This window comes from Rathayibacter sp. AY2B7 (genome assembly GCF_002931635.1).
Classification (GTDB): Bacteria; Actinomycetota; Actinomycetes; order Actinomycetales; family Microbacteriaceae; genus Rathayibacter.
In genome coordinates this window covers 1-20,847 of the sequence record NZ_PSUC01000061.1, presented here as the reverse complement: position 1 = coordinate 20,847, position 20,847 = coordinate 1, and the positions used below count along the sequence as shown (strand labels likewise).

Below are 20,847 nucleotides of genomic sequence, written 5' to 3'. Positions count from 1 at the left end.
GGAGCGGGGGGAGGGCGGCGCGTAGACTGGGGCGGCCATGATCCAGACTCTCGACCTCCGCGGCCGTCGTCCCTCCTCCGCCGAGCTCCTCGCCCTCGTGCCCCGCAATCCGGGCACGTCCGCCTCCGTCGGGCCCGTCGTCGCCGAGCTGATCGCCGACGTCCGCGAACGCGGCGCGGAAGCGCTCCTCGACCAGGCGGAGCGGCTGGACGGCGTGCGCCCCCCGCACCTCCGCGTGCCCGCCGAGCAGATCGCCGAGGCGCTCGACCGCCTCGACCCCGCCATCCGCAGCGCACTCGAGGAGGCGATCGCGCGCGTCCGCCGCGCCAGCGCCGCGCAGATCCCCCCGCCCCGCACCACCGAGCTCGACGACGGCGCCACGGTCACCCAGCGCTGGCAGCCCGTCGCCCGCGCCGGGCTGTACGTCCCCGGCGGCAAGGCGGTCTACCCGTCGAGCGTCGTCATGAACGCCGTGCCCGCGCAAGCCGCCGGAGTCGCCTCCATCGCCCTGGTCTCGCCGCCGCAGAAGGCGTTCGGCGGCTCCGTCCACCCCACGATCCTCGCGGCGGCCGCTCTGCTCGGTATCGACGAGGTCTACGCGGTCGGAGGCGCCGGAGCCGTCGCCGCACTGGCCTACGGCGTCGACTCGATCGGGCTGGACCCCGTCAGCATCATCACCGGGCCGGGCAACGTCTGGGTCACCACCGCGAAGCGCCAGGTGCTCGGCCAGGTCGGCATCGACTCCGAGGCGGGCCCGACCGAGATCCTCGTGATCGCCGACGACTCCGCCGACCCGCGCCTGGTCGCCGCCGACCTGGTCAGCCAGGCCGAGCACGACGAGGCCGCCTCCGCGGTCCTGGTCACCGACAGCGCCGAGCTCGCCGCCGCCGTCGAGCGCGAGGTCGCCGCCCAGGCCGCCGCCACCCACCACGCGGAGCGCGTGGCCATCGCACTCGACGGCCCGCAGTCCGCGCTCGTGATCGTCGACGACCTCGAGCTCGCCTGCGCGTTCAGTGACGCCTACGGCCCCGAGCACCTCGAGCTGCACACGGCCGACCCCGTCGCGACGGCCGAGCGGATCCACGACGCCGGCGCGATCTTCCTCGGCCCGACCACCCCGGTGAGCCTGGGCGACTACCTCGCCGGCTCCAACCACGTGCTCCCGACGCTGGGGCAGGCGCGCTTCTCCTCCGGGCTCGGCGCCTACACCTTCCTCCGGCCGCAGCAGCTGATCTCGTACGACCGCGGTGCGCTCGAGCGCGTCGCCCCGCACATCCGCGCTCTCAGCGACGCCGAGGCGCTGCCCGCCCACGGCGACGCCGTCGACGCCCGCTTCGCCTGAGACCGAGAGGCCCTCGATGTTCTGCCCCTTCTGCCGGCACCCCGACTCCCGAGTGATCGACTCGCGCACGAGCGACGACGGCCTCTCGATCCGCCGCCGCCGCCAGTGCCCGTCATGCGGCCGGCGCTTCTCGACGACCGAGACCGCGAGCCTCGTCGTGATCAAGCGCAGCGGAGTCGTGGAGCCGTTCAGCCGCGAGAAGATCGTCAGCGGCGTCCGCAAGGCCTGCCAGGGCCGGCCCGTCACCGACACCGATCTGGCCGTGCTCGCGCAGCGGGTGGAGGAGAGCATCCGCTCCACGGGCGCCTCGCAGATCGACGCGAACGACATCGGCCTCGCCATCCTGCCGCCGCTGCGGGAGCTCGACGAGGTCGCCTACCTCCGCTTCGCGAGCGTCTACCAGGCGTTCGACTCGCTGGACGACTTCGAGTCGGCGATCACCCTGCTCCGCGCCGAGCGCACCTCCGTGCCGCACAGCGCCGACGAGATCTGAGGCCCGGGTGTACCCGCTCCTGTTCCGCACCGTCCTGCGCCGCCTCGACCCGGAGCGGGCTCACCACCTGAGCTTTCCGGTGATCCGGGCCCTCGGAGCCCTCGCTCCGGTCCTGCGCCGGACCACCGTCCCGCGCGGAACGCCCGCGGTCGAGACGCTCGGGCTCCGCTTCGAGACCCCGTTCGGCGTCGCGGCCGGCTTCGACAAGGACGCCACCGCGGTCCTGGGCTTCGGCGCGCTCGGCTTCGGACACGTCGAGGTCGGGACCCTGACCGCTCGGGCGCAGCCGGGCAACGACCGGCCGCGCCTCTTCCGGCTGATCGCGGACCGCGCCGTCGTCAACAGGATGGGCTTCAACAATCACGGCGCCCAGGCTGCGGCGCAGCGGCTGATCCGGCTGCGCAGCGCGCGCCACCGCCCCGTGATCGGCGTGAACATCGGCAAGAGCCGGGTGGTCGAGGTGGACGACGCGATCGAGGACTACCTGATCAGCACGCGCCTGCTCGCGCCGCTCGCCGACTACCTCGTCGTGAACGTCAGCTCGCCGAACACCCCCGGTCTCCGCGGCCTGCAGGAGATCGACCGCCTCGAGCCGCTCCTCGCGGCCGTCAAGGACGCCGCCGACATGACACCACTGCTGGTCAAGATCGCCCCGGACCTCTCCGACGACGAGGTCGGCCGGGTCGCCGAGCTCGCCGTCCGCCTGGGTCTGGACGGGATCATCGCGACCAACACGACACTCTCCCGGGAGGGCCTCTCGACCGACCGTGCCGTGGTCGAGGCGGCCGGCGCCGGCGGCCTCTCCGGTGCCCCGCTGGCCGCGCGCTCGCTCGAGGTGCTCCGCGTGATCCGCGGCGTCGTCCCCGCGGCCTTCTGCGTGATCTCCGTCGGAGGAGTCGAGACGGCCGAGGACGTGCGCGAGCGCCTCGACGCGGGCGCCACCCTCGTCCAGGGCTACACCGCCTTCATCTACCGCGGGCCCCTGTGGGCTCGGGACATCAACCGGGGACTGGCCCGCGCCTCCTGACCCGCCGTGCACCACGAAGGGCCCCCGGAGCCGCGCGAGGCGCGACCGCAGGGGCCCTTCGTGGTCCGCCGTCCGACTACTCGGGGAAGGCGCGGCGCTTGACCTGGGGCTTCGGCAGGCGCATGACGCGCAGCTGGAGGGCGCGCATCGCGGCGTACCAGCGGATGCCCTTCTCGACCTTGTCGGCGCCGTAGCGCTCGGCGAGCTTCCGGCGCATCCGCATGCCGAGGAGGATGCAGTCGATCACCGCGAGGAGGAAGAACACCCAGAGGATGACCAGCGTCGCGTACTGCAGCTCCGGCTGCGGGAAGAAGCTCAGCAGCAGGACGACGACCATCACCGGGATGAGGAACTCGCCGAGGCTGAAGCGCGCGTCGACCCAGTCGCGCACGAACTTGCGCTGAGGACCCTTGTCGCGCAGCGGCAGGTAGCGCTGGTCGCCGGCGGCCAGGCCGATGCGGGCCTGCTCGCGCGACACCGCGGCCTTCTCGCGGGCGTCGCGGGCGGCCTGCTTGCGATCGGTGACGACCAGCGGACGCTTGCGGGCCAGCTCCTGCTCGCGCCGGGTCGGCGTCGGCCGGCCCTTCCCGGAGCCGGGGGAGCCGGCGTCGTCGGGCGTGTCGGTTGCGATCGGGTGCTTGGCCACGGGGAACGTCCTTGGAATCGGGGGTCTCTTAAGATTACCTCCATGGCTCACGACGCTCCGACTCCGCCCGCACTCTCCTCCGACGAGGAGGCCGTCCTCGCCGCCGTCCGCGACGATCTGCCGCGCTCGCTCGCCCAGCTCGGGCAGCTCGTGCGGATCCCGTCCGTCTCGTGGGACGGCTTCGACGCCACCCGCGTGGCCGCCAGCGCCGAGGCCATCGCCGAGCTCGCACGCGAGACGGGCGTCTTCCATGAGGTCGCGATCCACAGCGCCACGATCGACGGCACGGACGTGCTCGGCCAGCCGGCCGTCCTGGCCACCCGCGCCGCCCGCAACGGAGCGCCGACCGTCCTCCTCTACGCCCACCACGACGTGCAGCCGCAGGGCGCCGAGTCGGCGTGGGAGACGCCTCCGTTCGAGCCGACCGTGCGCGGCGACCGCCTGTACGGGCGCGGTGCCGCCGACGACAAGGCCGGAGTCGTGTCCCACCTCGCCGCGGTGCGCGCACTGCGCGAGGTCGCTGGCGAGGACCACGACCTCGGGCTCGTCCTCTTCATCGAGGGGGAGGAGGAGTTCGGGTCGCGCTCGTTCCCCACCTTCCTCCGCGAGCACCACGACGCCCTCCGCGCGGATGCGATCATCGTCGCCGACAGCGACAACTGGGACGTCGACACCCCCGCGCTGACGGTGGGCCTGCGCGGCAACGTCACCTTCACCCTCACCGTCAGGACCCTCGCGCACGCCTCGCACTCGGGCATGCTCGGCGGAGCGGTCCCGGATGCGATGCTCGCGGCGGTCCGCCTGCTCGCGACGCTCTGGAACGAGGACGGCTCGGTCGCCGTCGCCGGCCTCACCGAGCACGACGGAGCGGTGCCCGAGACGACCGAGGAGGACCTCCGCCGCGACTCCGGGCTGCTCGACGGGGTCTCGCCGATCGGCACCGGCGCGATCCTCTCGCGCCTGTGGTCGAAGCCGGCCGTCACGGTCACCGGGATCGACGCGCCCAGCGTCGTCGACGCCTCCAACACCCTCGTCCCGTCCGTGCGCGTGAAGATCAGCGCCCGCATCGCCCCGGGCCAGGACGCGGAGGAGGCCTTCGCCGCCATCGAGAGCCACCTGCGGGCGAACTCCCCGTTCGGCGCTCAGCTCGCGATCGAGGACGTCGACACCGGCAGCCCCTTCCTGGTCGACGCGACCGGCTGGGCCGTGGACCTGGTGAAGGGCGCGATGGCGGACGCCTGGGGACGCGAGCCCCTTGAGACCGGGATCGGCGGGAGCATCCCGTTCATCGCCGACCTCGTGCGCGAGTTCCCCGAGGCGCAGATCCTCGTCACCGGTGTCGAGGACCCCGACTCGCGCGCGCACAGCCCCAACGAGTCGCTGCACCTGGGCGTCTTCAAGCGCGCCGCGCAGACCGAGGCGCTGTTCCTGCTCCGCGCCGCCGCTCACCGCGACTGACCACCGGTCGTGGAATACCCGGGTGACCACCCGGGTTGCAGCCGTAGAATCCCGGAAGGCACGACGACCGTTCCGCCCGTCCCCTGAGGAGTGACATGTCAGACACACTGACCGACCAGACGGCGACCCCCCTCGCCACCCCGCCCAGCGCGGCCCACGGCGTCTCGATGACCCCGACCGCCGCCGCCAAGGTCAAGAGCCTGCTCGAGCAGGAGGGCCGCGACGACCTGCGCCTGCGCGTCGCCGTGCAGCCCGGCGGCTGCTCCGGCCTCATCTACCAGCTCTACTTCGACGAGCGCACCCTCGACGGCGACGCCGCGGTGGAGTTCGAGGGCGTCGGCCTCGTCGTCGACAAGATGAGCGTCCCCTACCTCGACGGCGCCTCGATCGACTTCGAGGACACCATCCAGAAGCAGGGCTTCACCATCGACAACCCCAACGCGGGCGGCAGCTGCGCCTGCGGCGACAGCTTCCACTGACGCCGCGCGGCCCCGGGCCGCAGCGCCTCCGAACGGCGTCCGACAGTCCACTCCGGTGGCCGTCGGGCGCCGTTCGTCACGACTGCACCACTCGGCCGGGACGTCAAGAGCGGGTCGTCGTGCACCGGGCCGCCGGAGCGGAAGGGTAGGCTGGAGCCGGTCTAATACAGTTTCGTGTGAACTGGTCCCCAGTCTTCCGAAAGGTCACCGGTGCGCTTCAATCGCCGAATCCGCAGATGGGTCGCTGCCCCCGTCGCAGGAGCCCTCGCCCTCGTCCTCGCGGGCTGCACGCAAGAGCAGCTCCAGGGCTGGCTCCCCACCGAACCCGGCACGACGAACCACGTCGACCGCGTCATCGGACTCTGGGTCACCTCCTGGATCGTCCTGCTCGCCGTCGGCGTCGTCACGTGGGGTCTCACCATCTGGGCGGTGGTCGTCTACCGCCGTCGCAAGGGGCAGACCGGCCTGCCGGTCCAGCTGCGTTACAACATGCCGATCGAGATCTTCTACACGATCGTGCCGCTGATCCTCGTGATCGGCTTCTTCGCCTTCACCGCGCGCGACCAGGCCGCCATCGAGCAGCCCTACGACGATCCGGACGAGACCATCCAGGTGTACGGCAAGCAGTGGGCGTGGGACTTCAACTACGTCGACGAGGACGTCTACTCCGCCGGCATCCAGGGCCAGTACCAGGAGGGCGGAGACGCGGCCGGCTCGCTCGTCGAGTCCGAGATCCCCACGCTCTACCTGCCCGTCGGACAGAAGATCAAGATCCAGCTCGACGCGCGCGACGTGATCCACTCCTTCTGGGTCGTCGACTTCCTCTACAAGAAGGACATGATCCCCGGCAAGACGAACTACATGTACGTCACGCCTCTCAAGGAGGGGACCTACGCGGGCAAGTGCGCCGAGCTCTGCGGCGAGTACCACTCCGCGATGCTCTTCAACGTCAAGGTCGTCTCGCAGGGCGAGTACGACGACTACATCCAGTCGCTGCGCGACGCGGGCCAGACCGGTCAGCTCGGCGCCGAGTACAACCGCAATTCGAACCTTCCCGGAACCGGCGCGCCGGCCCGCGAGAACGAGGAGTAAGGGAGCATGAGCACCGCCACGGCACCCCGCCCGACGCGCACCGCCGGCACTCCGCCGGTCCAGCGCAAGGCGAACGTCCTCGTCCGCTGGATGACGTCGACCGACCACAAGGTCATCGGGTACATGTACCTGATCACGTCGTTCATCTACTTCTGCATCGCCGGCGTGATGGCCCTGGTCATCCGCGCCCAGCTGTTCGAGCCCGGCCTGAACGTGGTCGAGACGCGCGAGCAGTACAACCAGCTGTTCACGATGCACGGCACGATCATGCTGCTGATGTTCGCGACGCCGCTCTTCGCCGGGTTCGCCAACGTCCTGATGCCGCTGCAGATCGGCGCCCCCGACGTCGCGTTCCCCCGCCTCAACGCCTTCGCGTACTGGCTCTACAGCTTCGGCTCGCTCATCGCGGTCGCCGGATTCGTCACCCCGCAGGGTGCGGCGTCGTTCGGGTGGTTCGCGTACGCGCCACTGTCGAGCACGACGTTCTCACCAGGGCTCGGCGGCAATCTCTGGGTCTTCGGCCTCGCGCTCTCGGGCTTCGGCACGATCCTCGGCGCGGTGAACTTCATCACGACGATCATCACGATGCGCGCCCCCGGCATGACGATGTTCCGCATGCCGATCTTCACCTGGAACATCCTGGTGACGTCGATCCTCGTGCTGCTCGCGTTCCCGGTGCTCGCCGCCGCGATGTTCGCCCTCGGCGCCGACCGCGTGTTCGACGCACACATCTACGATGCGGCCAACGGCGGCGTCCTGCTCTGGCAGCACCTGTTCTGGTTCTTCGGCCACCCCGAGGTGTACATCATCGCGCTGCCGTTCTTCGGCATCGTGTCCGAGGTCTTCCCGGTCTTCAGCCGCAAGCCGATCTTCGGCTACAAGACGCTGATCTACGCGACCATCGCGATCGCCGCTCTCTCCGTGACGGTGTGGGCGCACCACATGTACGTCACCGGATCGGTCCTGCTGCCGTTCTTCTCGCTGATGACCATGCTCATCGCGGTCCCTACCGGCGTGAAGATCTTCAACTGGGTCGGCACCATGTGGCGCGGATCGGTGACCTTCGAGACCCCGATGATCTGGGCGATCGGCTTCCTGATCACCTTCACCTTCGGTGGACTCACCGGCGTCATCCTCGCGTCGCCCCCGCTCGACTTCCACGTCTCGGACTCGTACTTCGTGGTGGCGCACTTCCACTACGTCGTGTTCGGAACCGTCGTCTTCGCGATGTTCTCGGGCTTCTACTTCTGGTGGCCCAAGTGGACCGGCAAGATGCTGAACGAGACGCTGGGCAAGTGGCACTTCTGGCTGCTGTTCATCGGGTTCCACACCACCTTCCTCATCCAGCACTGGCTGGGCGTCGTCGGCATGCCGCGCCGCTACGCCAGCTACCTCCCCGAGGACGGCTTCACCTGGATGAACCAGGTGTCGACGGTCGGAGCGATGATCCTCGCGGTGTCGCTGATCCCGTTCTTCCTGAACGTGTACATCACGGCCCGCAAGGCGCCCAAGGTGACGGTGAACGACCCGTGGGGCTTCTCCCGGTCGCTCGAGTGGGCCACGTCGTGCCCGCCGCCCCGCCACAACTTCACCTCGATCCCGCGCATCCGAAGCGAGGCCCCGGCGTTCGACCTCAATCACCCCGAGGCCGGCATCCCCGTCGGAATCGGTCCGGCGAAGGACGCTCCGGACGCCCCCACGTACGACAAGTCCGAAGGCACGGTGAAGTAGGGCCATGCGCGCCAACGTCAATCTCTTCTGGCTCCTCGCGGGCTTCTTCCTCCTCGCCGACATCACGTACATCGTGTGGTCGCTGCTCGACACGGGCCAGGTGGAGTGGGTCGGTACCGTCGGCATCGGCCTCTCGGCCGTGCTGGGCGCGTTCATCGCGTTCTACGTCGGCCGCGTCCACAAGGCGCAGGGTGCCGAGCTCCCCGAGGACCGCCTCGATGCGGACATCGATGACGGAGACCCCGAGCTGGGCTTCTTCAGCCCGTGGAGCTGGTGGCCGCTGATCCTGGGCGGTTCCGCGGCTCTCGGATTCCTCGGCCTGGCCGTGGGGTTCTGGATCACCTACATCGCCGTCGGGCTCTTCCTGGTCGCCATCGCCGGCTGGGTGTACGAGTACTACCGCGGATACTTCGCCCGCTAGGGCGCATCGCACGGCCGAGGGCCGGGTGCACGAGGGCTTCGGCTCCGTGCACCCGGCCCTTCCGCATATCCAGGAGGAAGCGACGCGCGGTCGGGGCCCAGTCGGCTCGGCCGTTCGGCTTCGTGCAGGGGCGTCACTCGCCGATCGGTGGGGGATCGAGCCTCCCGGTGAGAGCCGGGACCTCCCGGTGAGGACCGGGACCGCTCAGTGAGGGATGACGAGCTGAGCGGGATCTCTCTTGGTGTCCTGTTGGCAGGACACAGAGGCGTCCTGCGCGGAGGAGCTCGTTTGAGCACAACCCGACGGCCCGCGACGCGGAAGCTCGCAGGCGAGCGCAGCGAGCGGCGCCGAGCAGGAGCGTCGGGCAGCGTCATCACCCCTACGGGGCTGCGTCTCGACGGCTCCTGCTCCGGCCACGGGTGAGCGGGCTAAGCCTGTGGCGGCTCTCCTCTGCGCCTGTGGCGTGCCGACGGCGGTGGCGCGCTAAGGTCGCGGATACTGCTGCGCCCGCGGATGCCCTGGGCCTGCCGCGCTCTGACGCCTGCGCCGCCCTCCGGACCTCTGCACACCGTTCCGAACTCATTGGGACCCCGCATCCCGGCGGAACCGCGGGCGCCCCTGCGGCTCTGAGAGTTCCTCGGTACGTCTAGCGGGTCATGCCGGTCATTGCGAGGACAAGGAGCCTGAGACGCCGCTGCAGCGACGGGCGTCGATGCCCGGAGGTCGCCTCCTCTGTCTCACCGGCGAGCGTCGCCGTCGCCGATCACAGAGGGATCGACCGTGAGTGGGGGAGGGCAGTCCTGACAGGCCTGCTGGGGATGGGTGCCCTCGAACTAATCCGGAGCGTCTCGACGTGTACGGGGACCGGGGACCTCACCGGACGACGACACTGCGAGCACGCAGAGGGGCCGGATCACTCCATGATCGGACGGGGGCGGACGTCTCCAGCTCGACAGTGAGATGGCGTCTCGTGATCCGAGGAGCGGAGGTCTCGGGGTCCGGAGGATCGCCCCACGTTCCTGCCGGCCTGTCGCCGACGAGGCGCTGTGATCCGGTCTCACCGCCTCTCGGTCCACCGCCGACCTCCACCGCGCCGGAGGACAGGCGCCGCCCCGCTGCGGGAACGACGAAGGGCCCGGACGAATGAACGTCCGGGCCCTTCGGGGGAGGATCAGTGCTCGCTGTGCGAGCTCTCGAGCTCCTTCTGGGTGACGGGGGTGATCCGGTCCTCGAAGAACCAGCGGGAGAGGCCGGCGCGCACGCGCTGAGGGGCGGTGATGCGGCCACGCGAGTCCGGACGGATCATCAGCGGCTCGTACTCGTCCTGACCGACGAGCTTCCAGCGCTCGTACTCGTCGAGCTGCTGGTGCACCTCGATGAACTCCCCGCCGGGGAGGCGGACGATGCGGCCCGACTCGAAGCCGTGCAGCGCGATCTCGCGGTCCTTCTTCTGCAGCGCCAGGCAGATGCGCTTGGTGATGAAGTACGCGATGAACGGACCCGCGATGAGCAGGAACTGCAGGCTGTGGATCACGCCCTCCATCGTGAGGTGGAAGTGCGTCGCGATGAGGTCGGACGAGGCGGCAGCCCAGAGGACGGCGTAGAAGCTGACTCCGGCGGCACCGATCGCGGTGCGGGTCGCGGCGTTGCGCGGGCGGTCGAGCAGGTGGTGCTCGCGCTTGTCACCGGTGATCCACGCCTCGAGGAACGGGTAGAGCATGACCACGGCGATGAACAGTCCGAGGCCGACGAGCGGGATCAGGATGTTGAACGACAGGGTTCCGATGCCCGGGATGGCCCACTCGAGTCCCGGCGGGACGAGGCGCAGGGCGCCGTCGGCGAAGCCGATGTACCAGTCGGGCTGGGTTCCCGCGGAGACGGGCGAGGGGTCGTACGGGCCGTAGTTCCAGATCGGGTTGATCGTGAACAGCGAGGCGATGAGGACGACGACGCCGAAGACGATGAAGAAGAATCCACCGGCCTTCGCGGCGTAGACCGGCAGCACCGGGTAGCCGACGACGTTCTGCTCGGTCTTGCCCGCACCGGGGAACTGGGTGTGCTTGTGGACGACCACGAACACGAGGTGCAGGGCGATGAACGCGAGCACCAGCGCCGGCAGCAGCAGGATGTGCAGCGTGTAGAGGCGGCCGACGATGTCGGTGCCCGGGAACTCGCCGCCGAAGAGCAGGAACGAGATCCAGGTGCCGACGATCGGAATGCCCTTGACCATGCCGTCGATGATGCGGAGGCCGTTGCCCGAGAGCAGGTCGTCGGGGAGCGAGTAGCCGGTGAAGCCCTCGGCCATCGCGAGGATGAAGAGGACGAAGCCGATGACCCAGTTGAGCTCGCGGGGCTTGCGGAACGCACCGGTGAAGAAGATGCGCAGCATGTGCAGGCCGATCGAGGCCACGAACAGCAGTGCCGCCCAGTGGTGGATCTGCCGCATCAGCAGGCCGCCGCGGATGTCGAAGGAGATGTCGAGCGAGGACGACATCGCCGCCGACATCTCGATGCCCTTGAGGGGCAGGTAGCTGCCCTCGTAGTGCGTCTCGACCATCGAGGCCTGGAAGAAGAAGGTGAGGAAGGTGCCCGACAGCAGGATGATGACGAAGCTGTAGAGCGCGACCTCGCCGAGGAGGAAGGACCAGTGGTCGGGGAAGATCTTGCGACCGAACTCCTTGACGACCGCGGAGATGCTCGTGCGCTCGTCGATGTAGTTCGACGCCGCTCCGACGTACCCCTTCTGGAACTTGCCGGATCCGAGGATGACGCCGTCCTCGGGCTCCGCGGGGGAGCTGGAGGGGCGTGAGGGGGTGGTGGTGGACATGTGAGTCATCGCTCCCAGAAGGACGGTCCGACGGGCTCCGTGAAGTCGCTTCTGGCGACCAGGTAACCCTCGGCGTCGACGGTGATGGGGAGCTGCGGAAGCGGACGCTTCGCCGGGCCGAAGATGACGGCGGCCTCGCGCGTGATGTCGAATTGCGACTGGTGGCACGGGCACAGCAGGTGGTGGGTCTGCTGCTCGTACAGCGCCACAGGGCAGCCGACGTGCGTGCAGATCTTGGAGTAGGCGACGATTCCGTCGTAGTTCCAGGTCTCGCGACCCTCACTGACGATGAGGTCCTCCGGCTTCAGGCGCATCAGGAGGACGGCGGCCTTGGCCTTCTCCTCCAGCTTGCCCTCGGCGTCGTTGAGGCCCTCGGGGATGACGTGGAAGGCGGATCCGAGGGTGACGTCCGATGCGAGGATCGGCGCTCCCGACGGGTCCAGGGTGAGCCTCGTGCCCTCTTCCCACAGGGTGGTCTTGAGGAGGGCGACGGGGTTCTGGTCCTGCGGGCCGAGGCCCCGGAACAGGATCACGGCGGGCAGGGGGAACACGACGAGGGAGGCGATCAGGCTGTTGCGGACGAGGGAGCGGCGGCCGAAGCCGGACTCCTTGTCGGACTGGTCGAAGATCTCGAGCGCACGGGCGCGGGTGGGCTCCGCGCTGCGGACGGGGTGGCGGATGTCGATGCCCTCGTGGTCCGACATGAGCTGCTTGCCCCAGTGGACGGCGGCGATGCCGATGCCCAGGAGCGCGAGGGACATGCCCAGGCCGATGAACAGCGTGTTCAGCCGGACCGACGCGACGTCCTCGGTGATCGGGAACGCCATGTACGCGGCGACCGCGAAGATCGAGCCTGCGAAGGAGAGGTAGAAGAGCGTGTACACCGTGCGCTCGGCACGCTTCTCGACCTTGGGGTCGAGGTCGGTCATCCGGGGGCGGTGCGGCGGGAGGCCCGGGTCCTGGACGCGATCCCGCGTCACGACCGCGGTGCCGGCCGGAGCCGTTCCGTGCCCGGTGGCCGACGAGGTGGCGAGGTCCGTGCCACCCTCATCGTGCTCTGCCATGGTTCTCCTTTTCACGCCGTGTCGGCACCAGTCGGTGCCGTGGGTCAGTCGCGCCCGTCAGGGCGCTGCAGTCGTCTAGTTGGATCGGGCGGTGATCCACACCGTCAGGGCCACGATCGCGCCGAGGCCGAAGATCCAGAGGAACAGGCCCTCCGCGACCGGCCCGAGGGAGCCGAGCGCGAATCCGCCCGGGGACGGGTTGGCCTCGATGTACTTGAGGTACGAGATGATGTCGCGCTTGTCCTCGGGCGAGATGTTGAGGTCGTTGAAGACCGGCATGTTCTGCGGGCCGGTGACCATCGCCTCGTAGATGTGCGCCTCGGTCACGCCGCCCAGCGGGGGAGCGAACTTGCCCTCGGTGAGCGCGCCGCCGGCTCCGGCGACGTTGTGGCACATGGCGCAGTTGATGCGGAACAGCTCGGCGCCGTTCGCCGCGTCGCCCTGTCCGTCGAGGACCTCGCCCTCGGGGATCGCGGGGCCGGGGGCCAGCGACGCGACGTAGGCGGCGAGCTCGCCGACCTGCTCGTCGGTGAACTGCACCGGCTTCTCGAGCGCCTGGGGGCCGTGCATCTGCATCGGCATGCGTCCGGTGCCGACCTGGAAGTCGACCGACGCCGCGCCCACTCCGATGAGGGAGGGAGCGTTGTCGGTGCCCGCGGCGTCGAGGCCGTGGCAGGTGGCGCAGTTCGCGGCGAAGAGCTTCGAGCCCTCGTCGATCGTCTGCTGGCTGGTGGACGACGTCTCGGCGGAGGCGGACGTCGCGACGCCGACCGCGGCGTAGGTCCCGCCGGTGAGCCCGAGGCCGATGGCGATCAGGGCCAGGGTGGCGAGCGGGTGGCGGCGACCCTTCTTGGCTCGGCTCTTCGTCTTCGGGGAGGCCATCGAGGCGTCCTTCCTGCGGGGGTCGGGAGTGGAGTGGGGCATCGGCGGGCGCGTCACTTGAGGAAGTAGATGACGGCGAACAGGCCGACCCAGACGACGTCGACGAAGTGCCAGTAGTACGAGACGACGATGGCGCTCGTCGCCTCCTTGTGGCCGAAGTTCTTGACCGCGAAGCCGCGGCCGATGACGAGGAGGAACGCGATCAGACCGCCGGTGACGTGCAGGGCGTGGAAGCCGGTCGTCAGGTAGAAGGCGGAGCCGTAGGCGTTGCTGGAGAGCGTGACGCCCTCGGAGACGAGGGTCGCGTACTCGAGCACCTGGCCGGAGACGAAGACCGCGCCCAGGGCGTAGGTGAGGAAGAACCACTCGACCATGCCCCACTTGAACGGGCTGAGGCCCGTCGCGCGCGGCTGCAGGCGCTCGGCGGCGAACACGCCGAACTGGCAGCTGAACGACGAGGCCACGAGGATCACCGTGTTCACGCCCGCGTAGGGGACGTTGAGGATCTGGGTCTCGGCGCCCCAGAGCTCGGGAGAGGTGCTGCGCAGGGTGAAGTAGATCGCGAAGAGGCCCGCGAAGAACATGACCTCGCTGCCCAGCCAGACGATCGTTCCGACCGCGACCGGGTTGGGTCGGTTCACTACGGGCGCGGTGGCCGTGGGGGAGAGAGAGGTGCTCGTCACACAGACCATTATGGCCGATGGCAGGGGAGGGAAGTCGCACTAGCCGGGAGGCGATCCTCGTCGCATAATCTGGGAGCCATGTCGGAAACCCTGTCCTGGCCGCACGTTCTCAGCGCACTCCTCGAGTCCTCCGATCTGAGCGTCTCCGAGGCGACGTGGGCCATGGAGCAGGTGATGGAGGGCGCGGCGACTCCTGCGCAGCTCGCCGGACTGCTGGTGGCCCTCCGGGCGAAGGGCGAGACCGTCGACGAGATCGTCGGCTTCCGCGACGCGATCCTCGACCACGCGGTGCCGCTGGACGTGGACCCGATGGCACTGGACATCGTCGGGACGGGCGGGGACCGCTTCGGGACCGTCAACATCTCCTCCACCGCGTCGATCATCGCGGCCGCGGCCGGCACGCCCGTCGTGAAGCACGGGAACAAGGCCGCGTCCTCCTCCTCCGGCTCCTCCGACGTGCTCGCGGCACTCGGGGTCGACCTCTCCCTCTCTCCCGAGCGGGTGGCCGAGGTGTTCCGGCGGACGGGGATCGCCTTCGTCTTCGCGTCCCTCTTCCACCCCGGCTTCCGGCACGCCGGTCCGGTGCGCGCCGAGCTGGGCGTGCCGACGGTGTTCAACTTCCTCGGCCCGCTCTGCAATCCGGCGCGTCCCGAGGCCTCGGCGGTCGGAGTGGCGCACCTCGACCGGGTGCCGCTGGTCGTCGGCGTGTTCCGGACGCGCGGGGCGACGGCTCTGGTGTTCCGCGGGGACGACGGCCTCGACGAGCTCACCACCACGGGTCACAGCCACATCTGGGAGGTGTCGCGCGGCTCCGTGGTCGAGCACGACCTCGACCCGCGCGACCTGGGCCTGCCCCGCGCGCGGATCGACGAGCTGCGCGGCCGCGACGCCGCCTACAACGCGAGCGTGGTGCGCTCGGTGCTCGCGGGAGACGGCGGCCCCGTCCGCGACATCGTCCTTCTGAACGCGGCCGCGGGCCTCGCGGCGTTCGACCTGGCGCGCGACCCGGACCTCGTGCGCACGCCCGTCCTGGAGCGCCTGCGGACGTCGATGGACCGCGCGGCGGAGGCCGTCGACTCCGGGGCCGCCACGGCCAAGCTCGAGGAGTGGGTCCGCGAGACGCAGCGCGCCGTCGTCCCGCTGCCGTAGGCGCGAGCGCAGGGCGTAACGTGGGGCTGCTGTCCGCGACGGTGCGGGCGGCGATCCACCACGCGCCGGATCGCCCGCAGGTCACGGGACGCCCGAGTGGTGGCCCGATCCTGGAGGAGACCTCGATGAAGAAGCTCATCAACGACCCGAAGAACGTCGTCACGGAGTCGGTGGCCGGCTTCGGCCTGGCGCACGCCGACCTGGTGCGGGTGGTGCCGGATCCCCTGTTCGTGGTGCGGGCCGACGCGCCCCGCTCGGGCAAGGTGGGCATCGTCAGCGGAGGCGGCAGCGGGCACGAGCCGCTGCACGCGGGCTTCGTCGGATTCGGGATGCTGGACGCCGCCGTCCCGGGTCCCGTCTTCACCTCGCCCACGCCCGACCCGATCGTCGCGGCCACGCAGGCCGTCGACGGCGGCGCGGGTGTGCTGCACATCGTGAAGAACTACACGGGCGACGTCCTGAACTTCGAGACCGCGGCCGACCTCGCCGGCGCCGAGGGGATCGAGGTGCGCAGCGTGATCGTCGACGACGACGTCGCGGTGAAGGACTCGCTCTACACCGCGGGCCGCCGCGGGGTGGCCGGCACCGTGCTGGTCGAGCGGATCGCGGGCGCCGCGGCCGAGCGGGGCGACTCCCTCGACGAGGTCGCGACGATCGCCGAGACGGTGATCGCGAACGTGCGCTCGATGGGCGTCGCCCTCACGCCGTGCATCGTCCCGCACGCGGGCGAGCCGAGCTTCGAGCTGGGCGAGGACGAGATCGAGATCGGCATCGGCATCCACGGCGAGCCCGGCCGGGAGAAGATCGCGCTGGAGCCGGCCGACCGCATCGTCGACCGGATCCTCGGTCCGATCCTGGAGGACCTGCCGTTCTCCTCCGGGGACGAGGTGCTGCTCCTGGTGAACGGCATGGGCGGCACGCCGCAGATCGAGCTGTACCTCGCCTACCGCCGCGCAGCCGAGGCGCTGGCCGAGAAGGGGATCACCGTCGCACGCAGCCTCGTCGGCAACTACACGACGTCGCTCGAGATGCAGGGCTTCTCGCTCACCGTCCTCAAGCTCGACGACGCCCTGACCGAGCTGTGGGACTCCCCGGTGCAGACCGCGGCGCTGCGGTGGGGACGCTGAGCGCCCGCGCGCACACCATGACCGGAACGACAGCCGCAGGAGCGGCGCACGAGGAGGAGACGACCATGCAGGACGCACAGGGAGCCGGGCTCGACGCGGCGTGGGCGACGGCGTGGATCCGCCGCGCCGCCGAGTCGATCGCGGAGCACCGGGTCGAGCTGATCACGCTCGACCGGGCGATCGGCGACGGGGACCACGGCGAGAACATGGACCGCGGCTTCCAGGCGGTGGTCGCGAAGCTGGACGCGGCGCCGGAGCAGGGGCTCCCGGCGGACGTGCTCAAGCTGGTCGCGACGACGCTCATCTCCACCGTCGGCGGCGCCTCGGGCCCGCTGTTCGGCACGGCGTTCCTGAAGGCCTCCGCCGCGGTCGCGGGCGAGGTCGCGCTCGAGGGCGCGGACGTCGCAGCGCTCCTGGCCGCGGCGAGGGACGGCATCGTGCTCCGCGGCAAGGCCGAGGTGGGCGACAAGACGATGGTGGACGCGTGGACGCCGGCGGTCGACGCGGCCGCGGCCGCCGCCGAGGAGGGAGCGGCTCCGGCCGACGTCCTCGCCGCGGCGGCGGAGGCGGCGCAGAGCGGAGCGGAGTCGACGGACCCGCTGGTCGCCCGCAAGGGACGAGCCAGCTACCTCGGCGAGCGCGCCATCGGGCACCGTGATCCCGGCAGCGTGTCGACCGTGCTCCTGCTCCGCGCAGCGGCCGAGGCGGCGGCGTGAGCGTCGGGCTGGTCCTGGTCTCGCACAGCGCGCAGCTGGCGGAGGGGCTGGTCGAGCTCGCGGAGCAGATGGCGGCCTCGGTCGCGCTGGTCGCCGCGGGCGGGACGGACGACGGCGGCATCGGCACCAGCTTCGACCGCATCACGGCGGCGCTGGCGGAGGCGGACTCCGGCGAGGGGGTCGTCGTCCTCTGCGACCTCGGCTCGGCGATCATGACGGCGGAGACCGCGGTCGAGTTCCTCGGCGACGACGCGCGCGCCCGGGTCCGGATCGCCGACGCCCCGCTGGTGGAGGGGGCGGTCGCGGCCGCCGTCGCCGCGGGCACGGGGGCGTCGCTGGACGAGGTGCTCGCCGCCGCGGAGTCGGCCCGGGGCGAGGCGCTCGCTGCTCCCGCCGAGGAGGCTCCGCCCGGTGACGAGCGCGTGCAGCGCCGCGTCCGCCTCATCAACCCGAACGGCCTGCACGCTCGTCCCGCGGCCGACTTCGTGACGCTCGCCGCCGCCTTCGACGCCCGGATCGACGCGAACGGCAAGGACGCCACGAGCCTGCTCGGCGTGATGTCGCTGGGGCTCGACCGCGGGGACGAGGTCGTCCTCTCGGCGTCGGGGCCGCAGGCCCAGGAGGCGGTCGGCCGGCTCGGCGATCTGGTCGAGTCGGGCTTCGGCGAGGTGTAGCGCGCCGTCGACCGGTCCAGGGACCGCGGAGGCGCCTCCTCCTACGCTGAGCGCATGGCCCTTCGCGGAACCCGACCCCCGTCCGTCCTGCTCCGCCGACTCGTCACCGTCCCGCGCGTCGTGCGCCGGGCGGACGCTCGTGCGGCCCGGCGGCTGAACGCCCGTCGGCCGTCGCCCGTCGTCGACGGGGCGCTCGTGGGGCTCTCCCGGGCCGCGGACCACGGAGTCCTCTGGGCCGGCGTCGGCGTTCTGCTGCTCCTGGCGGGGCGTCCCCGCGAGGCTCTGCGGGGGACCGCCTCGCTCGCCGCGGCCAGCGCGCTCGCGAACCTGGTCGGCAAGCGCGTGTTCGGCGGCGACCGGCCGCTCCTCGTCGACGTCCCGGTCGGCCGGCGCCTGGCGACCGTGCCGACGTCGGCGTCCTTCCCCTCGGGGCACGCGGCGAGCGCCGCCGCCTTCGCCGCCGGGGTCGCGCTCGAGTCGCCCCGAGTGGGGGCGGCGGTCGCCCCGCTCGCCGCCGCCGTGGCCTTCTCCCGCCTGCACGTCGGCGTCCACTGGCTCTCGGACGTCCTCGGCGGCGCGGCGCTCGGCGCGGCGGTCGCGGTCGTCGGCCGAGCCGTCCTGCCGGCCGAGCCGCGCCACGTGCCCGTCTCGGAGCGCGCGACCCGGCCCCCCGTCGATCGCAGCCCGCTGGGGGACGGCGCCGCCCTCCTCGTGGTCCTCAACCCCGGCGCGGGCCGGGACTCGCACCGCCCCGATCCCGAGCCGCTGGTCCGAGCCCGGTTCCCGAAGGCGCGCGTGCACCGGCTGACCGAGGCGGAGGACCTCGCCGACGTGGTGCGCGAGGCGCGCTCGGGGGACTCTCCGCCCCGGGTGCTCGGGATCTACGGCGGGGACGGGACCATGTCGGTCGGTGCCGCTCTCGCCCGCGCCGAGGGGATGACGCTGCTCGTGCTGCCGGGCGGGACCATGAACCACTTCGCGAAGGCGCTGGGGCTGCTCACCGTCCAGGACGCGCTCGACGCGGCGACGATCGGCGAGCGCCGCGACGTCGACGTGGCCGAGGTCGTCGCGGACGGGGGAGACCCGGTCACGGTGCTCAACACGGTCTCGATCGGCGTCTACCCGGAGTTCGTCGCGGCCCGCGAGAAGCGCGAGAAGCGGATCGGGAAGCCGCTCGCCGCCGTGATCGCGGCCCTCTCGGTCGTGCGGCGCACCGATCCGTTCGAGCTCCGGCGCGACGGGCGCACGCAGCTCGTCTGGTCGTACTTCGTCGGGGTGAACCAGGAGCACCCGCGCACGGCCGCCCCGCTCGCCCGGCGTCGGCTCGACGACGGCCACCTCGACGTGCGCATCCTGCACTCAGGACGGACTCCGCGCACCCGGGGAGCGTTCTCGCTCCTGCTCGGCCGTACGGCGACCCCGGTGGTCGGCCGTGTGCCCGGCTGGCGGGCACCGGTGGTGGAGTCGTTCTCGACGCCGGAGATCACCGTCGGCGCGCGCCGACCCGCGGGGGACGACCCCGAGTGGGCGCACGACGGCGAGACCGAGCGCTTCGACGGCTCCCGCGACGGATTCGACGAGGCCGTGGTGCGGATCGTGCCGCTGGGCCTGCGGGTCTACGCGACCGCCGACTAGGGGGCGGTGCCGGCCCGGTCCCCGCCGTCCGGATCCGCCAGCAGCTCGGCCAGCGCGTCGAGGGCGGCGACCTGCCCGGCCACCACCAGCGAGCGGGCCTCGTCGAGCGGGTGCCACCGGGCGTCCTCCAGCTCGGGGAAGCTGCGCAGCACGCCGGAGCCCCGCGGCCACTCCAGCTCGAAGGTGTTGCTCGCGACGAAGGCGGTGTCCGCGAGTCCGCGCCCGGCGAAGACCGTGACGGTCTTGGCAGCGCTCTGCCGGAACGCGCCGAGGAGGGTCAGCTCCCCGTCGGGCGGAGGAGCGCCGGTCTCCTCCTCGAATTCGCGGCGCGCGGCGTCCAGCGGCGTCTCGCCGCCCGTGTGCACGCCCTTCGGGATCGTCCACGCGCGGGGGCGCCGGGTCCAGAAGGGGCCGCCCATCCGCCCGAGGAACACCTCGGTGCCGGAGGGGCCCTCGCGGTGCAGCAGGATCCCCGCGCTCGTCACCGCGGCCATCGCGTCTCTCCGGTCATCCCGCCATCCTGCCCCGCGCCCGTGGAAGGATCGGCAGGACCCGCCCGCGACCGCACGGAGTGAACCATGCACGACCACGAGATCCTCCGACAGCTGCGCGACGCGCTCGGCGACGCGGTCCTGACCGAGGGCCCCGGGTTCGAGGCCGTGCACACCGACAAGTCGGGCTTCTCCGCACCGGGTCGCGCGCTCGCGCTCGTCGCTGCCCGCTCGGTCGAGGACGTGCAGGCGGCGCTGCGCATAGCGACGGAGCACCGGCTCCCGGTCGTGCCGCGCGGAGCGGGAACGGGCCTCGCTGCCGGGGGAGTGGCGAGCGAGGGAGCGCTCGTCCTCTCGACCGCCGCCATGGACCGCATCCTCGAGGTGTCGCTCGAGGACGAGCTGGCGGTGGTCGAGCCCGGGGTCATCAATCAGGCGCTGTCGGACGCCGTCGCTCCGCACGGCCTCGTCTTCTCGCCCGACCCCGCGAGCCGCGCGATCTCGAGCATCGGCGGCAACATCGCGACGAACGCCGGGGGGCTGCTGTGCGCCAAGTACGGCGTGACCCGGGAAGCGGTGCTCGGGTTGACGGTCGTCCTCCCCGACGGACGCCTGCTCCGCACCGGCCGCCGCAGCGTGAAGGGAGTCACCGGGTACGACCTCACCGCGCTCCTGACCGGCTCCGAGGGGACGCTGGGCGTCATCGTGGAGGCCACCGTGAAGCTCCGCCCGATCCCGACCGGACGCGTGGCCACGGTCGGCGCGTACTTCCCGAGCGTCGTCGCTGCGGCCGCCGCCTCCGCCGCGATCACCGCCGTCCGTCTGGACGAGGAGGTAGGCGGCACCGCGGTCCAGGGCCGCTCCGGTGTAGCGCGAGATGGCGGCGAGCGCCGCCTCGTCCATCAGCTCC

20 protein-coding genes are annotated in these 20,847 nt (G+C 71.3%); 14 read left to right on the top strand and 6 right to left on the bottom strand.

Going from position 1 to position 20,847, the window contains the following annotated elements; genetic code table 11:
• Nucleotides 1–37: 37 nt before the first annotated feature.
• The 3 genes from hisD to C5C27_RS11000 are packed head-to-tail and all read left to right on the top strand — an operon-like array spanning nucleotide 38 to nucleotide 2,862.
• Nucleotides 38–1,342, top strand: a complete 1,305-nt coding sequence (gene hisD, locus C5C27_RS11010; RefSeq protein ID WP_104246755.1) for a histidinol dehydrogenase — start codon at nucleotides 38–40, stop codon at nucleotides 1,340–1,342.
• 16 nt (nucleotides 1,343–1,358) lie between these two features.
• Nucleotides 1,359–1,835 carry a transcriptional regulator NrdR gene (nrdR, locus tag C5C27_RS11005; RefSeq protein WP_104224657.1) on the top strand — a complete coding sequence of 159 codons (477 nt, stop codon included), beginning with the start codon at nucleotides 1,359–1,361 and terminating at the stop codon, nucleotides 1,833–1,835.
• A gap of 7 nt (nucleotides 1,836–1,842) precedes the next feature.
• On the top strand, nucleotides 1,843–2,862 hold the full coding sequence (locus C5C27_RS11000; RefSeq protein WP_104314386.1) for a quinone-dependent dihydroorotate dehydrogenase: 1,020 nt from the start codon (nucleotides 1,843–1,845) through the stop codon (nucleotides 2,860–2,862).
• A 76-nt stretch (nucleotides 2,863–2,938) separates the two neighbouring features.
• Here the strand turns inward: C5C27_RS11000 and C5C27_RS10995 are convergent, their stop codons facing one another.
• Nucleotides 2,939–3,508: a DUF3043 domain-containing protein gene (locus C5C27_RS10995; protein WP_181027102.1), complete on the bottom strand. Its 570-nt coding sequence runs from the start codon at nucleotides 3,506–3,508 to the stop codon at nucleotides 2,939–2,941.
• Between the two features lie 42 nt (nucleotides 3,509–3,550).
• On the opposite strand from C5C27_RS10995, the gene C5C27_RS10990 reads away from it, so the two are divergent.
• From C5C27_RS10990 to C5C27_RS10970, 5 genes are all read left to right on the top strand, one after another.
• Nucleotides 3,551–4,966 carry a dipeptidase gene (locus C5C27_RS10990; protein ID WP_104314385.1) on the top strand — a complete coding sequence of 472 codons (1,416 nt, stop codon included), beginning with the start codon at nucleotides 3,551–3,553 and terminating at the stop codon, nucleotides 4,964–4,966.
• A gap of 95 nt (nucleotides 4,967–5,061) precedes the next feature.
• Nucleotides 5,062–5,445, top strand: a complete 384-nt coding sequence (erpA, locus tag C5C27_RS10985; RefSeq protein WP_104224654.1) for an iron-sulfur cluster insertion protein ErpA — start codon at nucleotides 5,062–5,064, stop codon at nucleotides 5,443–5,445.
• A gap of 210 nt (nucleotides 5,446–5,655) precedes the next feature.
• Complete coding sequence (gene coxB, locus C5C27_RS10980; RefSeq protein ID WP_104224653.1) at nucleotides 5,656–6,537, top strand: cytochrome c oxidase subunit II; 882 nt, start codon at nucleotides 5,656–5,658, stop codon at nucleotides 6,535–6,537.
• 6 nt (nucleotides 6,538–6,543) lie between these two features.
• Nucleotides 6,544–8,268 (top strand): cytochrome c oxidase subunit I, encoded by a 1,725-nt coding sequence (ctaD, locus tag C5C27_RS10975; RefSeq protein WP_104224652.1) that lies wholly within the window; start codon nucleotides 6,544–6,546, stop codon nucleotides 8,266–8,268.
• 4 nt (nucleotides 8,269–8,272) lie between these two features.
• Nucleotides 8,273–8,689: a cytochrome c oxidase subunit 4 gene (locus tag C5C27_RS10970; RefSeq protein ID WP_104224651.1), complete on the top strand. Its 417-nt coding sequence runs from the start codon at nucleotides 8,273–8,275 to the stop codon at nucleotides 8,687–8,689.
• 1,171 nt (nucleotides 8,690–9,860) lie between these two features.
• Here the strand turns inward: C5C27_RS10970 and C5C27_RS10965 are convergent.
• The 4 genes from C5C27_RS10965 to C5C27_RS10950 form a co-directional block, all read right to left on the bottom strand.
• Nucleotides 9,861–11,516, bottom strand: coding sequence for a ubiquinol-cytochrome c reductase cytochrome b subunit (locus C5C27_RS10965; protein ID WP_104224650.1), 1,656 nt, complete (start codon nucleotides 11,514–11,516; stop codon nucleotides 9,861–9,863).
• Between the two features lie 5 nt (nucleotides 11,517–11,521).
• Complete coding sequence (locus tag C5C27_RS10960) at nucleotides 11,522–12,580, bottom strand: ubiquinol-cytochrome c reductase iron-sulfur subunit (RefSeq protein ID WP_104225358.1); 1,059 nt, start codon at nucleotides 12,578–12,580, stop codon at nucleotides 11,522–11,524.
• A 75-nt stretch (nucleotides 12,581–12,655) separates the two neighbouring features.
• Nucleotides 12,656–13,462, bottom strand: a complete 807-nt coding sequence (locus tag C5C27_RS10955) for a c-type cytochrome (RefSeq protein WP_104224648.1) — start codon at nucleotides 13,460–13,462, stop codon at nucleotides 12,656–12,658.
• Between the two features lie 53 nt (nucleotides 13,463–13,515).
• Nucleotides 13,516–14,154, bottom strand: a complete 639-nt coding sequence (locus C5C27_RS10950) for a heme-copper oxidase subunit III (protein WP_104224647.1) — start codon at nucleotides 14,152–14,154, stop codon at nucleotides 13,516–13,518.
• A gap of 69 nt (nucleotides 14,155–14,223) precedes the next feature.
• Between C5C27_RS10950 and trpD the strand changes: the two genes are divergently transcribed.
• The 5 genes from trpD to C5C27_RS10925 all read left to right on the top strand — a co-directional run bounded on the left by trpD (nucleotide 14,224) and on the right by C5C27_RS10925 (nucleotide 19,446).
• Entirely contained in the window at nucleotides 14,224–15,294 is a 1,071-nt protein-coding gene (gene trpD, locus C5C27_RS10945) for an anthranilate phosphoribosyltransferase (protein ID WP_104225357.1), read from the top strand.
• A gap of 125 nt (nucleotides 15,295–15,419) precedes the next feature.
• Nucleotides 15,420–16,421 carry a dihydroxyacetone kinase subunit DhaK gene (gene dhaK, locus C5C27_RS10940; RefSeq protein ID WP_104233337.1) on the top strand — a complete coding sequence of 334 codons (1,002 nt, stop codon included), beginning with the start codon at nucleotides 15,420–15,422 and terminating at the stop codon, nucleotides 16,419–16,421.
• Nucleotides 16,422–16,486: 65 nt separating this feature from the next.
• The gene (dhaL, locus tag C5C27_RS10935; RefSeq protein ID WP_104233336.1) at nucleotides 16,487–17,137 is read left to right on the top strand and encodes a dihydroxyacetone kinase subunit DhaL; all 651 of its coding nucleotides are present in this window, start codon (nucleotides 16,487–16,489) and stop codon (nucleotides 17,135–17,137) included.
• Nucleotides 17,134–17,811 carry a dihydroxyacetone kinase phosphoryl donor subunit DhaM gene (gene dhaM, locus C5C27_RS10930; protein WP_104314384.1) on the top strand — a complete coding sequence of 226 codons (678 nt, stop codon included), beginning with the start codon at nucleotides 17,134–17,136 and terminating at the stop codon, nucleotides 17,809–17,811. Before dhaL ends, dhaM begins: the two co-directional genes overlap by 4 nt.
• A gap of 54 nt (nucleotides 17,812–17,865) precedes the next feature.
• The gene (locus C5C27_RS10925) at nucleotides 17,866–19,446 is read left to right on the top strand and encodes a bifunctional phosphatase PAP2/diacylglycerol kinase family protein (RefSeq protein ID WP_104314383.1); all 1,581 of its coding nucleotides are present in this window, start codon (nucleotides 17,866–17,868) and stop codon (nucleotides 19,444–19,446) included.
• Here the strand turns inward: C5C27_RS10925 and C5C27_RS10920 are convergent.
• Nucleotides 19,443–19,940 (bottom strand): NUDIX domain-containing protein, encoded by a 498-nt coding sequence (locus C5C27_RS10920; RefSeq protein ID WP_104239317.1) that lies wholly within the window; start codon nucleotides 19,938–19,940, stop codon nucleotides 19,443–19,445. The genes C5C27_RS10925 and C5C27_RS10920 overlap by 4 nt on opposite strands.
• An 84-nt stretch (nucleotides 19,941–20,024) precedes the next feature.
• On the opposite strand from C5C27_RS10920, the gene C5C27_RS10915 reads away from it, so the two are divergent.
• Nucleotides 20,025–20,847, top strand: an 823-nt coding sequence (locus tag C5C27_RS10915; RefSeq protein WP_146079664.1) for an FAD-binding oxidoreductase, incomplete at its 3' end; no start/stop codon positions are given.